The organism is Thioprofundum lithotrophicum (assembly GCF_055387065.1).
This window is the reverse complement of the sequence record NZ_AP042379.1, coordinates 2,504,142-2,518,218: the sequence shown is the minus strand read 5'-3', so window position 1 is coordinate 2,518,218 and position 14,077 is coordinate 2,504,142. Positions and strand designations below refer to the sequence as shown.

Sequence of the window (14,077 nt, the reverse complement as noted above, 5' to 3'; positions counted from 1 at the left end):
CCCTGCAGGTTACCAGAGCGACGAGATGGGGGGAAGCCGCGGAATCCCGAAATGCTCGGGATAGATCGCTTCCATGAAATAGAGGCCACCGGGCGGGGCGGTGACACCGCCGAGACGGCGATCCCGGGTCTCCAGCACCTCACGGGCCCACTCTGGCGCCCGTTCGCCGGCGCCGATGGTCATGAGCACGCCGGCGATGTTGCGCACCATGTGGTGCAGGAAGCCGTTGGCTTCCAGATCCAGAATCACCAGTTCATCGCGGCGGGTCACGTCCAGGCGGTAGAGGGTGCGCACGGGGCTCCTGGCCTGGCAGGCCATGGCCCGATAGGCGCTGAAATCGTGCTCGCCGAGCAAATACGCGGCCGCCGCCTGCATGAGTTCGACGGCCAGCGGGCGGTACTCGAAGGCCACCTTGCCGTACAGGATGGCCGGGCGCACCTTGCGGTTGAAGATCACGTAACGGTAGCGGCGGCGCACGGCGCTGAAGCGGGCGTGGAAATCCTCGGCCACCGGTTGCGCCCAGAGGATGCTGATCGATTTGGGCAGGTTGACGTTGCCGCCCCGGATCCAGGCTTCGGCATCCCGTTCCACTTCGGTGTCGAAATGGACGATCTGGCAGGCGGCATGCACGCCGGTGTCGGTACGCCCGGCGCAGACCACCTGCACGGGCCGAGCGGCGACGAAGGAGAGCGCGTTCTCCACCGCTTCCTGAACCGAGGGGCTGTGATCCTGATACTGCCAGCCGCAGAAGGGCTGGCCGTCGTATTCGATGCCGAGTGCGATACGCATGATTCAGACGTGCAGGGGCCCCGGCAAGCGACTTGCCGGGGCCCGCGGGCTGGTTGGCGAAACAGGGATCAGGCGATCTGCTGGAGCAGTTGCTGTGCTTCCTGCTTCTGTTCCTCGTTGCCTTCGTCGAGCACCTCGTCGAGGATGCTGCGGGCGCCTTCCGGATCGCCCATGTCGATGTAGGCCTTGGCCAGATCCAGCTTGGTGCCCACCTCGTCGCCGGTGCCGATGTCGAGACTGGCATCGGTGGCATCCAGCTCGAAGTCCATGCCGCTGGGCTCGGGCATGGTGGCGGTGCTGTCGTCACTGATGTCGATGGCCATGCTGGTATCGGAGGCGGAAGGCGCTTCTGCGGCCGGGGCCTCGAGATCGAGGCTCATTTCCGCCGTCTCGTCCTCGTCGCCGGCCGGGGCCTGGGCACCCAGATCGAGATCGAAGTCGAGGGTGCCCGAGTCTTCCTTGCCGGTGTCGGTGTCGAGCGTGAAGTCCAGCCCCGCTTCGGCGGCCGCCTCGGCGGTCATCTGGGCGGTGGGCGCCTCGTCCACTTCGAGATTGAAGTCCAGGGTCGCCTCGCTGTCTTCGCCGGCGGCGGCCGGTGTTTCGGTCTCTCCGCTCGCTTCGGTTTCCGTATCGAGGCTGAAATCGAGACCGCCTTCGGCAGCCGGCGTCGCTTTCTCCGGCGCGGGCTCGCTGGCCGTCTCCGCCGGAGTTTCGAGATCGAGGTTGAAGTCCAGGCCGCTCTCTTCGCTCGCGGTCGGGCTGCTCGCCGGCGCGGCGCTTTCTTCCGCTGCCGCCGGGGCGGGTTCGGTGTCGAGGGTGAATTCCATCACGCCCGAGTCCATCGGGTTGACGGGCGCCTCGGCCCCGGTGTCGCTCTTCGCCTCGGTCTTGGGCTCGCTGGTGCCCAGATCGGCCACGTCGAAGACGCCGGTATCGAGTCCGATGTCCATCACCTGGCTGTCGGAGAGACTGACACTGGAGGTGTCGGAGGCGGCCACTTCGGCCGCGGCCTCGGCGGCCGCGGCACTGCCCGCATTGCTGAACAGCGGATTGTTGGGCACCAGTTCCACGCCCATGGCCACCACCTTCTGCCACATGGGGTTCTCGGCCGCGCCGTCACCCAGGCTGGCATAGAACTCCTCGGCGGCATTTTCGAAGGCCGGCTTGTTCTTGGTGGTGTGATACAGCTCGATCAGCTTGAGCTTGAGCTCGGCGCGGTTCGGATCGTTCTCGATGGCTTCCTTGAGGCGCTCCTCGGCGGCCTCGTAGCGGCCATAGGCGACGAACACGTCGGCTTCGGTGAGGGGATCGACCTCGCTGTCCTCGGTCTGAATGGCGCCGGCGCCGCTGACCGCGAAGTCGCTCAGGAAGGACGACTCCTCCTCGGACTCGGGGCCGGCGGCAGCCGCCTCCCCTGCCCCGGCCGCGGCGGCCGCCGGTTCGCCGGTGAGAATGCTCTCCTGGTAGTCCTCTGCCGAACGGCGGCGGCGGATGACGATGGCCGCGATCAGCAGCAGCACCAGCAGGACCGGCAGGCCGACGAACATCAGCAGGGAGTTGCCGGGCAGGCCGCCGAACGCGCCCCGCAGGCCGTCACCGATCCCGGCCACCACGCCCATGACCGTCTGCATGATGCCGCCTTCGTCCTGGGCGGCAGGCGCGGCCGGAGCCGGGGCAGCCTGCGGCCGCTGTTCCTCGCGCTGGGCGATCTCCTCGGCCAGCTCGACCGGGGATTTGGTCTCGGCCATGGCCACCTCTTCCTCGCCCCCGGCAGGCGCGGCGGGCGCGGTCGCCGGCGTTTCGGTTTCGGCCATGGCCTGGTCGTGCGTGCCGGCCTCGTGGCCCTGGTCGGCTTCGTGCGTCTCGGCCGGTGCCGGCGCCTGGCTGCCGGCGGCCGCCTCGCCGGCGGTTTCTTCAGCTGCGGCCGGTGCCGGCTGGGCGGCGGCCGCTTCGCGGGCGCTGGCCAGTTGCTGCTGGAGCGCCGCCAGTTCGTCGTCGCTGATCGACAGGGCGCGCTGCTTGCGGTTGAGTTCCTCTTCCAGGGCCTGCAGTTCGCGGTTGAGCTGTTCGTTGTGACCGCCCATGGCCGCGCTGTCCTCGCGCAGTTGGCGCAGTTCCTCGCGCAGGGTCAGCAGTTCGTTGCGGGCCGCCTCTTCGCTGGTGCCGGTGCCGGCCTGCAGATCGCCCCCGTCCGGCGAGGCCAGGGTGAGTTCGCCGCTGGCGGCTTCGCCTTCCGTCTCACCCGCCGCGGCCTCCCCGGCCACCACGGGCTGGGTCTCTGCCGGCATCTCGCCGGCCACGCTCTGCCGGTAGTCCTGCCAGGCCTGGAGCTGGGCCCGGTATTCCATCTCGGCCTCGCGGGGATTGACGGAGGTGATGATGTCGGGATCGTCGATCCGCAGCACGTGGCCGACCTTGAGCCGGTTCATGTTGCCGTCGACGAAGGCCTCGGGGTTGCTCACCAGCAGGGCCATCATGACCTGGTAGATGGAAACCGAATCGCTGGGCCGCAGCTTCTCGGCGATCTTCCACAGGGTGTCGCCCTTCTGCACGATGCCGTAGTCCAGCTCGCCGGTAACCGGCGCGGGGGCGGCGCGTGCGGCCTCGGCGAACTCGGCCAGGGGGATCCGCGGGAACAGTTCTTCCTCTTCGGCGGCGAGCGCCGGTTCGGCCGGCGCCGGCGCGGCGGCGGCCGGCTCAGGCAGGGCCGGTTCGGCATCGGACGCTGCCGGAGCTTCGCCTTCGGGGGCCGGTACCGGGGTCTCGGCCAGGGTCTCGGCAGCCGGTTCCGGTACGGGGGCAGGTGCCGGCGCCTCGGCTTCAGCCACCGGCGCGGGCGCCGGGGTCTCGGGAGCGGCGGCCGGTTCCGGCTCGGCCGGAACGGCGGCCTCCTTCATCTCGGTCCGCGGGAAGGGCTCCTCGGGCACGGCCGGCGCGGGCGGCGCGGCTTCCGCCGGGGCTTCGGCCACCGGGGCCGGAGGAGCGGGCTCGGCCGCCACGGCCGGAGCGGGAACCGGGGCGGGAACGGGTTCAGGCGCGCTGACCGGCGCCTGGGTGGCCGGAGCCTCGACCATCGCCGGCTGGCGCTGGATGCGATCCGGCGGATCCAGGAGGATGGTGTATTCGCGCACCATGCGGCCGTTCTGCCAGTTCATCTCGAGCAGGAAGTCGAGGAACGGCTCCTTGATCCGCTGCTTGCTGCTGACGTGGATGTAGTACTTGCCCTGCTCGTCCTGCCGGATGCGAAAACGCAGATCCCCGAGCAGGTAGGAGCGGTCGATGCCGGCCCGCAGATAGGCTTCGGGAGAGGCGAGCTTGACCTTGAGATTGGTGATGTCTTCGGGCGTGGGCGAGATGAGTTCGATATCGGCATCGAGGGGTTCGTCGAGCGCCGAATGGACAATGATCCGGCCGAAGCCCAGGGCCTGGGCGCCGAGCGGCATGAGCAAAAGGGCGGTGGCCAGGAAAACGACCAGCTTGCGCATCATCATTACGTCTCCACTCCTTAGGGGAATCTGTCCACGCCGACGGCGTGCCCTCAATTTTCCAAATAATTCAATGACTTGCAGAATCTATCTTTGAATAATCTTTATAAGTATGCAGTAACTATAGCTTACAAATAGTCTTTTACCAAAATTTCCGCGATTTGAACACAATTCAGGGCGCTTCCCTTGCGGCTGCAATCGCCGAGAATCCAGGCGCCGAAGACGTCGCCCCGTTCCGGGGCCAGGCGCAGGCGGGTGAGATAGACCGCGTCGGAGCCGGCCGCGTCGGTCACCGGACTGGGCTCGGCTTCCTCCCCGCCGGCTTCGATGTATTCCACCCCCAGCGTTTCGGCCAGCACGGCGCGCAGGCTGTCCACGTCCACCGGCACCTCGAGCACGCCATAGATCTGCAGCACGTCACCGAAGAACACGGGGATCTGCGCCACCGTGACCATGATGTCCAACTCGGCATGGGGCAGGAGCCGCCGGGTCTCCTCCACCAGGCGCAGCTCGTCGGCGCTGTGGCCTCCCTGGAGGATATCGGCCGTGCGGGCCAGAACGTTGAAGGCGATTTGCTGCGGAAACCGTTCGGGTTCGATGGGCCGCACATTGAGCAGATCCGTGGTCTGTCTGGCCAGCTCCTCGATGCCGGGCTTGCCCTGGCGGGAGACCGCGTTGCAGGCAGTGACGAAGAGTTGCCGCAGGCCGAAGCGCTCGCGCAGGGGGGCGAGCGCCAGCCACAGCAACACGGTGTGACAGTCGGGACTGGCAACGATGCCGCGGTAGCGGATCGCGTCCAGTTCGTGAGGATTGATCTCGGGGATCACCAGGGCCACGTCGGGATCCTCTGCCCAGGCGCCGCTGGCATCCACCACCCGGCTGCCGGCCTCGGCCGCCGCCTCGCCGTAACGGCGCGCGGTTTCCGGATCGCCGACGGTGAAGGTGAGCGCCACGCCGGAGAAATCGAAGCTTTCGGCATCCCGCACCCGCAGGCGTTCCTCGCCGAAGGCCACGAATTCGCCCACGGCCTCGCCGGTGTCGAGGGGATGCAGGCTCCCCAGGGGAAAATCCCGCTCGTGAAGGAGCTGGATCAGGGTTTCGCCGATCAGATGCGTGGCGCCGACGATGGCGATGTCGGGTTTGCTTTCCATGGGAGACGGTAACTTGTGTGACGGGTGGGATGAGGGTTCATGAACACCTGTAGGAGCGGCGCAAGCCGCGACGAGGCGGTGGCTGGTCGCTCGTGGCGGGTGGCTGGGCAATACGTGTTGTTACCCGTCACCCGCTACCGCATTGTCGCGGCTTGCGCCGCTCCTACATTGTAGTCGGATGCATTGTCGTCACGGGACCGTTGCGCTCACGCTTCGAGCAGGATCCGCAGCATGCGCCGCAGGGGTTCGGCGGCGCCCCACAGGAGCTGATCGCCGACCGTGAAGGCCGAGAGGTATTCGTTGCCCATGCTCAGCTTGCGCAGCCGGCCGACGGGAATGGTAAGGGTGCCGCTGACCGCGGCGGGGGTCAGCTCGTGCATGGTGGCTTCCTTCTCGTTGGGGATCACCTTGACCCAGTCGTTGTCGGCATCGAGCATGTCGGTGATCTCGTCGAGCGGCACGTCGCGGCGCAGCTTGATGGTGAGCGCCTGGGAATGGGAGCGCATGGCGCCGATCCGCACGCACAGGCCGTCGATGGGCACGGGGTGCTCGCCGCGGCCGAGGATCTTGTTGGTCTCCACCTCGGCCTTCCACTCCTCGCGGCTCTGGCCGGAGGGCAGTTCGCTGTCGATCCAGGGGATCAGGCTGCCGGCCAGAGGCACGCCCCAGTTGTCCACCGGGAAGGCGTCGCTGCGCATGTGCGCGGTCACCCGGCGGTCGATTTCGAGGATGGCGGCGGCCGGATCGTCGAGCAGATCCTGCACGCTGGCGTGCAGGGAGCCCATCTGGGCCAGCAGTTCACGCATGTTGCGGGCGCCGGCGCCGGAGGCCGCCTGATAGGTCATGGGCGTGATCCATTCGATCAGATCACGGCGGAACAGCCCGCCCAGGGCCATCAGCATGAGGCTCACGGTGCAGTTGCCGCCCACGTAGGTCTTCACGCCTTCGGCCAGCCCCCGGTCGATCACCTCGCGGTTGACCGGATCGAGCACGATGATGCTCTCGTCCTCCATGCGCAGGGTGGAGGCGGCGTCGATCCAGTAACCCTGCCAGCCGGCGGCGCGCAGTTGCGGATAGACCTTCTCGGTGTAGCCCCCGCCCTGACAGGTGAGAATCACGTCCATCGCCTGCAGCGCGTCGATGGCCATGGCGTCCTTGAGGGGCGGGACGGGCTTGCCCACGTCCGGGCCCGGCTGGCCGTGCTGGGAGGTGGTGAAGAACACCGGCTCGATGGCGTCGAAATCGTGTTCCTCGCGCATGCGCTGCATGAGCACGGAACCGACCATGCCGCGCCAACCGATCAGACCGACTTTTTTCATCTTGTATTCCTCGTTTCAGAATTCGGGCTTCTTCACTGTCTGCGCATGGCGGAGACGACGGCGTCGCCCATCTCGGACGTGCTGACCTTGCGGGTGCCCTCGCTCCAGATGTCCTGGGTGCGCAGACCCTCGTCGAGCACCGTGCTGACCGCCTGCTCGATGCGCTCGGCCATCGCCGGGGCGTCGAGGGTGTAGCGCAGCATCATGGCCACCGAGAGAATGGTCGCCAGCGGGTTGGCCACGTTCTGCCCGGCAATGTCCGGGGCCGAACCGTGGATCGGTTCATACATGCCCTTGCCGTTCTCGTCGAGAGAGGCCGAGGGCAGCATGCCGATGGAGCCGGTGAGCATGGCCGCGCAGTCGGAGAGGATATCACCGAACATGTTGGTGGTAACCATCACGTCGAACTGCTTGGGTGCCCGCACCAGCTGCATGGCCGCGTTGTCCACGTACATGTGGCTCAGTTCGATGTCGGGATGGGCTTTGGCCTCCTCGCTCATCACTTCGCGCCACAGCTCGGTGCACTCGAGGACGTTGGCCTTGTCCACGGAGCAGACCCGGCCCTGCCGCTTGGCGGCGATCGCGAAAGCCACCTTGCCGATCCGGCGGATCTCCGATTCGGAATAGACCAGGGTGTTGTAGCCCTGGCGCTCACCGTTGTCCAGGGTGCGCACGCCGCGCGGCTGACCGAAGTAGATGCCCCCGGTCAGCTCGCGCACGATCAGGATGTCCAGCCCCGAGACCACCTCGGGCTTGAGGGTGGAGGCGTCGGCGAGCTGAGGATAGAGAATCGCCGGGCGCAGATTGGCGAACAGCCCCAGCTCCGCGCGCAGCCCCAGCAGCCCCTTCTCGGGCCGCACCGCGATGTCCAGCGACTCCCACTTGTAACCGCCCACGGCGCCGAGCAGCACGGCATCGGCCTCCCTGGCCAGTTTCAGGGTTTCCTCGGGCAACGGCGTGCCGGTGGCGTCATAGGCGGTACCGCCCACCAGGCCTTCTTCCAGCTCCACCTGCAGGCCGTAGTCGTCCCGCAGGCATTCGAGCACCTTCACGGCCTCGGCGACGATCTCCTGGCCAATGCCGTCACCGGGGAGAATGGCGATTTTCTTTGTCATGTATGTTTCCTTTATCGGGTACTCTGCAAATAACACGGAGAACACGGAGGCACGGAGGACACGGAGATTGTCATAGTTGGAAATGGAAAACGCCGTGTTCTTCGTGTCTCCGTGCCCTCCGTGTTCCTTACACCGACTCCGGCAGGTGTCTGAACAGCCACGGGGCCGCTTTTTTGCGGCGTGCTTCGTAGGCGCGGATTTCGTCGGCGTGTTCGAGGGTCAGGCCGATGTCGTCGAGGCCTTCGAGGAGGCGGTGCTTGCGGAATTCGTCGATCTCGAAACGGATCACCGTGCCGTCGGGCTTGGTGATGGTCTGCCTTTCGAGATCCACGGTGAGGGTATAGCCCTCGTTGGCTTCCACTTCGCGGAACAGTTCGTCCACCGTTTCGGCATCCAGCACGATGGGCAGGATGCCGTTCTTGAAACAGTTGTTGTAGAAGATGTCGGCGAAGCTCGGCGCGATGATCACCCGAAACCCGTAGTCGAGCAGCGCCCACGGGGCATGTTCCCGGGACGAGCCGCAACCGAAGTTCTCCCGCGCCAGCAGGATCTGCGCGCCCTGATAGCGGGGCTGGTTGAGCACGAAGTCCGGGTTGATCGGCCGCTGGCTGTTGTCCATGCCCGGCTCGCCGTGATCCAGATAGCGCCACTCGTCGAACAGATTGGGCCCGAACCCCGTGCGCTTGATGGACTTCAGGAACTGCTTGGGAATGATGGCATCGGTATCGACGTTGGGCCGGTCGAGGGGCATGACGATGCCGGTCAGTTTCGTGAATTTTTCCATCGGCTTCTTTCAACCTTTGAGTGTAATGAACACGGAGGTCACGGAGACACGGAGATCACGGAGATTGACAGGAAAAGAGCAGCCCGGCATTGAACGCCACCCAAAACGGTTTCCGTGCATTTGCATACTCCGTGTCCTCCGTGTCTCCGTGGCCTCCGAGTTATTTGCAGTTCACCGGCAGTTCCCGCACGTCCACGAAGTGGCCGGTGATCGCCGCTGCCGCGGCCATGGCCGGGCTGACCAGGTGGGTGCGGCCGCCGGGGCCCTGGCGGCCTTCGAAGTTGCGGTTGGAGGTGGAGGCGCAGCGCTGGCCCGGTTCGAGGCGGTCGGCGTTCATGGCCAGACACATGGAGCAGCCGGGTTCGCGCCATTCGAAGCCGGCGTCGATGAAGATCCGGTCGAGCCCCTCCTCTTCGGCCTGTTTCTTCACCAGGCCGGAGCCGGGCACCACCAGGGCCTGTTGAATGCTGTCGGCCACCTTGCGGCCCTTCGCCACGGCGGCGGCGGCGCGCAGATCCTCGATCCGCGAATTGGTGCAGGAGCCGATGAAGACCACGTCGGGCCGGATGGCGGTGATGGGCGTGCCGGGTTCGAGGCCCATGTAGTCGAGGGCCTTCTGCATCCCTTCCCGCTTCACCGGATCGGACTCGGCGGCCGGATCCGGCACCCGGCCGTCGATGCCGGTGACCATCTCGGGCGAGGTGCCCCAGGTGACCTGCGGTACCAGGGTGGAGGCATCGAGAGTCACTTCGGCATCGAACACCGCATCCGGATCGCTGTGCAGGCTGCGCCAGTCGGCCACCGCCTGGTCCCACAATTCGCCCTGCGGGGCGAAGGGCCGGCCCTTCACGTAGTCGATGGTCTTGTCGTCCACCGCCACCATGCCGGCGCGGGCGCCGGCCTCGATGGCCATGTTGCACAGAGTCATGCGCCCTTCCATGGACAGGGCCCGGATGGCCTCGCCAGCGAACTCGATGGCGTGGCCCGTGCCGCCGGCGGTGCCGATGCGGCCGATGATGGCGAGAATGATGTCCTTGGCGGTGACGCCCTCGGGCACCGGACCGTCCACGGTGATGCGCATGGCCTTCGATTTCTTCTGCACCAGGCACTGGGTGGCCAGCACGTGCTCCACCTCGGAGGTGCCGATGCCGAAGGCCAGGGCGCCGAAGGCGCCGTGGGTGGAGGTATGGGAGTCGCCACAGACCACGGTCATGCCCGGCAGGGTGGCGCCCTCCTCCGGGCCGATCACGTGCACGATCCCCTGGCGGATGTCGTCCATGCGGAATTCGGTGATGCCGAAGGTGCGGCAGTTCTCGTCGAGGGTCTCCACCTGCAGGCGGGAGACGGGATCGGCGATGCCCCGGGAGCGATCGGTGGTGGGCACGTTGTGATCGGGCACGGCGAGGTTGGCCTCCACCCGCCAGGGCTTGCGCCCGGCCAGGCGCAGGCCCTCGAAGGCCTGGGGCGAGGTGACCTCGTGCACCAGGTGGCGATCGATGTAGATCAGCGCGGTGCCGTCACCATTGTCGCGCACCACGTGAGCGTCCCAGAGCTTGTCGTAGAGGGTCTTGCCGGTCATCGGGTTCTCCTGCGGGATGCCTTCCAGGCTTTCTCCATGGCTGGATAGTCTAGGGTTGTGTTAGCCTATTACGCAAATTCATTATTTTCATAATTTATATTCTTGTTAGTTATGGATATTCAGGCACTGCAGGCATTCGTGGCCGTGGCCGAGCACGGTTCCTTCTCCCGCGCCTCAATGGCCCTGTTTCTGACCCAGCCAGCGGTCAGCAAGCGCATCGCCCAGCTCGAAAGCGAACTCGACACCCGGTTGTTCGACCGCATCGGTCGCCATGTGAGCCTGACCGAGGCCGGACGGGCACTCTTGCCCCGGGCTCGGGACATCCTGCTGGCCCTGGAGGATGCCCGCCGCGCTCTGCACGATCTCTCGGGGCAGGTGGCCGGTCCGCTGCATCTGGCCACCAGCCACCACATCGGACTGCACCGGCTGCCGCCGGTGCTGCGGGCCTTCACCGCCCGCTGGCCGGAGGTGGAGCTGGATCTGCAGTTCATGGACTCGGAACAGGCCTGCCAGGAGGTGCGCCGCGGCGAGCGGGAACTGGGCATCGTGACCCTGCCGCTTTCGCCACCGGCGGAGCTGGAGAGCCGGGAAATCTGGCCCGACCCGCTCTGTTTCGTGGTGGGCCCCGAACACCCGCTGGCCGATACGCTCTGCGTCGCGCCGGCGGAACTGTGCCGCCATCCGGCCGTATTGCCGGCCCGGGGCACCTATACCCGCGAGGTGATCGAGGCGGCGTTCCGGCCGGCGGATCTGGCGATTCCCGTGCGTCTGGAAACCAATTACCTGGAAACCATCAAGATGATGGTGAGCGTGGGCCTGGGCTGGAGCGTCTTGCCGCAGAGCATGCTGGGCAGTGAACTGCAGGCCTTGTCGGTACACGGCATGCGGCTTTCACGCCGGCTGGGGGTGGTGTGGCATGGCCGCCGAACCCTGTCCAATGCCGCGCGGGCGATGCTCGAGGCCTTGTCGGTGGCGCGCGAGGAGCGCGAGGCGGGACGGGATGCACTGTAGGTGGCTCAAGGGCTGCGTGCTACAAATGGAAGTTCCAAATACCGAATCACTTAGGCAAGCATGCCCGATTCCAACACTGCCCTCTGGGACAGAGAGCTCAGTGCGCGCAATGAACCATGGTCTGGTATTTGGAACTTTCATTTAGCTGACGATATACATCGCACCTGGAGATGCCGGCTCCGCTGCGCTTGAGCCGGCCATTGGTGCTTGCCTGCGCACCAATGGCCCGGTAACACACTTGTCCCGATTCGCGTCGCCTGTCATGAGGTTTGGTGCAATATCCGGGCTAGGCGGAGGCCTTGTCGGAGGTGCCGCGTAGCCATTGCCGCAGGCTGTCGAGGGGCATGGGGCGGGCGATGTGGTAGCCCTGGGCGGCGTCGCAGCCCTGGGCTCGCAACAGGTCGAGCACTTCGTCGTTTTCCACGCCTTCCGCCACGACCTCAAGGCCGAGGTTGTGGGCCAGTTCGATGGTCGAACGCACGATGATGGCGTCGTTCTCGTCTTCCAGCATGTCGATGACGAAGGAGCGGTCGATTTTGAGGCTGGCCACGGGCAACAGCTTGAGATAGGCGAGCGAGGAGAAGCCGGTGCCGTAGTCGTCGATGGCCAGCGACGCGCCGAGGCGATTGAGCTGTTGCATGACCTCGCGGGCCCGCACCGGGTCGCTCATCACCGCGCTTTCGGTGATCTCCAGCGTCAGTTTCTCGCCGGCGAGGCCATACTGCTCCAGCAGGGCGCGGATGTGGTCGGGCAGATCGGCATCCTGCAGATCCCAGGCCGACAGATTGATCGCCACGCCCAGTTCGGGATGCGCCGCCTGCCAGGCGGCGCAGTCGGCGATCGCCTGGGCCAGGATCCGCCGGGTGAGCGGATTCATCAGCCCCGACTGCTCGGCCAGCCGGATGACGGACTCGGGGGAGATGAATCCCTGGCGGGGATGCTGCCAGCGCAGCAGGGCCTCGACGCTGGACGGCGCCTCGCCGGCCAGCGTGATCTGGGGCTGGTAGTGCAGACGCAGGGCGCCGCTCGGGCGATCGAGTTCGGCGCGCAGATCCCCGAGCAGGGAGAGATTGTCGATACCGTCTTTCTCGTAGGCCGGATCGTAGATGACGAAATCACGCTTGTTGCGCTTGGCCCGGTACATGGCGATGTCGGCGCGCCGGATCAGGGTGGCGGCATCCTGGCCGTGCCGCGGATAGAGGGCCACGCCGAGACTGGCGCCCACATAGAGATCCTGACCGCCGACCGTGAGCACCTGGCTGACCACGTGCACGATCTTGTTGAGGAAGGCCGGCACTTCGTGCGCCCGCAAATCGGTGGCCACGATGGCGAACTCGTCCCCGCCGAGGCGCGCCACCGTATCCGATTCCCGCAGGTTCGCGGCCAACCGCTGGCTGATCTGCTGCAACACCTGATCCCCGACCGGATGCCCCAGGGTGTCGTTGATTTCCTTGAATCGATCCAGATCCATCAGCACGAAGACCATTTCGGCCTGCTGGCGGTTGGCCAGGTGCATGGCCTGCTCGAGCCGGTCCTGGAGCAGCGCCCGGTTGGGCAGGCCGGTCAGCGCATCGTGCATGGCCTGGTGCTCCAGGGCCGTCTGCCGCTGGTGGATCTCGCGGCGCATGTGGTTGTAGGCATCCACCAGCAACTGGATCTCGCGGCTGCCGGTTTCCTGCAGGGAAAGGTGCTCGAGCTTGCGGCCCTCGCCGGCGATCTGGGTGGCGATGCGCTGGATGGGCTTGAGGATGGAGTGATCCACGAGCAGGTAGACAAAGAGGATGAAGCCGACGGCGAGCAGCAGGAAGATCCAGATTTCCGCCGTCAACTGCACGGTCGCGGCCTCCAGACGCCGGACGTTCTGCCCGCTCCAGGCGGCCAGGGCATCGTCCACTTCATGCATGATCTGGTTGACGCGGCTCTGCAAGGGGCGGATCTGGGTCTGCACGAAATGCAGATCGTTGCGCCAGATCCGGGTTTCGCGCAGATCCCGGAAGCGGCCATACTGGCGCTGCCACTCCCGGGAGAGGCGCTGCATCTGCGCCAGGCTCTCCTCGGTCTGCAGCCCCACCTCGCCGGACGTGGCCTCCGCCACCAGTTCCGCCAGCAGGGTGTCGATGCGCTTTTGCAGAATGTCGATGTTGCGTTCCTGGGCGATATAGCGCCGCTCGTTGAGGCCGGCGTAGCGGATCACCAGGGCGCGGAAATCGAGCACCTTGCTGGTCCAGAGGCTCTTCACCCGCTCCAGCTTGTGCAGCAGGCGGAGGTTTTCGGCCGTGGGTTCGGACTCGGCGATTTCGGCCAGCGCCAGATCCGCCTGGGTGACAAAGGCTTCATGGTTCTGCCGCAGATAGCGATCGATGAAGGGCAGCATGGGATAGACCCACTCGATGTTGCGCCGATAGCGCAACAGGCGCTCGACCCGTTTGCGGATCCGGTCGATGTATTCGGCCAGGTCGTCGATGGACTTGCGCAACGGCACCTCCGGAGGGAAGGCCATCTTCTGCAGACGCCGGACCAGCACCGAGGCCGCCTCGAGGTGTTCGCTGATCTTTTCGGAGGCCTCCAGGCGGGGGGTGATCAGGGTGGCATTGAGCACGGTTTCCGCCTGCCACAGCTCGTCGCGCACCTGCCGCACCAGATGCCCGATGCGTTGCTGGGTCTGCAGATCGGCGGTATTGTGGCGGCTCACCTCGCCGATGTAACGGTGGGCGTTGTAGGCCCCCGCCACCAGCAGGATCACCATCACCGAGGACGCGCCCCAGTAACGGAAACGCAGGCCCGAATGGCGCAGTTCCTGCCACCAGCGGCTCAGCATGGGGGCAGCGTATCCTGCAACGCCCG

The 14,077-nt window shown here is 66.2% G+C and carries 9 protein-coding genes; 1 reads left to right on the top strand and 8 read right to left on the bottom strand.

The features are described from left to right. Positions 1-9: 9 nt before the first annotated feature. The 7 genes from truA to leuC form a co-directional block, all read right to left on the bottom strand. Positions 10-789: a tRNA pseudouridine(38-40) synthase TruA gene (gene truA, locus ACZ5BH_RS12015; RefSeq protein WP_464889502.1), complete on the bottom strand. Its 780-nt coding sequence runs from the start codon at positions 787-789 to the stop codon at positions 10-12. Between the two features lie 68 nt (positions 790-857). Beyond that, positions 858-4,280 (bottom strand): motility hub landmark protein FimV, encoded by a 3,423-nt coding sequence (locus ACZ5BH_RS12010; RefSeq protein ID WP_464889501.1) that lies wholly within the window; start codon positions 4,278-4,280, stop codon positions 858-860. A gap of 122 nt (positions 4,281-4,402) precedes the next feature. Next, positions 4,403-5,425, bottom strand: coding sequence for an aspartate-semialdehyde dehydrogenase (locus tag ACZ5BH_RS12005; RefSeq protein WP_464889500.1), 1,023 nt, complete (start codon positions 5,423-5,425; stop codon positions 4,403-4,405). A 206-nt stretch (positions 5,426-5,631) separates the two neighbouring features. Further along, positions 5,632-6,744: an aspartate-semialdehyde dehydrogenase gene (gene asd, locus ACZ5BH_RS12000; protein WP_464889499.1), complete on the bottom strand. Its 1,113-nt coding sequence runs from the start codon at positions 6,742-6,744 to the stop codon at positions 5,632-5,634. Positions 6,745-6,776: 32 nt separating this feature from the next. Continuing rightward, the gene (gene leuB / locus ACZ5BH_RS11995) at positions 6,777-7,859 is read right to left on the bottom strand and encodes a 3-isopropylmalate dehydrogenase (RefSeq protein WP_464889498.1); all 1,083 of its coding nucleotides are present in this window, start codon (positions 7,857-7,859) and stop codon (positions 6,777-6,779) included. A gap of 127 nt (positions 7,860-7,986) precedes the next feature. Then, entirely contained in the window at positions 7,987-8,643 is a 657-nt protein-coding gene (gene leuD, locus ACZ5BH_RS11990) for a 3-isopropylmalate dehydratase small subunit (protein ID WP_464889497.1), read from the bottom strand. Positions 8,644-8,803: 160 nt separating this feature from the next. Beyond that, positions 8,804-10,222: a 3-isopropylmalate dehydratase large subunit gene (gene leuC, locus ACZ5BH_RS11985; RefSeq protein ID WP_464889496.1), complete on the bottom strand. Its 1,419-nt coding sequence runs from the start codon at positions 10,220-10,222 to the stop codon at positions 8,804-8,806. A gap of 111 nt (positions 10,223-10,333) precedes the next feature. On the opposite strand from leuC, the gene ACZ5BH_RS11980 reads away from it, so the two are divergent. After that, the gene (locus ACZ5BH_RS11980; protein ID WP_464889495.1) at positions 10,334-11,233 is read left to right on the top strand and encodes a LysR family transcriptional regulator; all 900 of its coding nucleotides are present in this window, start codon (positions 10,334-10,336) and stop codon (positions 11,231-11,233) included. 286 nt (positions 11,234-11,519) lie between these two features. On the opposite strand, the gene ACZ5BH_RS11975 is transcribed toward ACZ5BH_RS11980, so the two are convergent. Then, positions 11,520-14,051 (bottom strand): putative bifunctional diguanylate cyclase/phosphodiesterase, encoded by a 2,532-nt coding sequence (locus ACZ5BH_RS11975; protein WP_464889494.1) that lies wholly within the window; start codon positions 14,049-14,051, stop codon positions 11,520-11,522. Positions 14,052-14,077 lie beyond the last annotated feature (26 nt).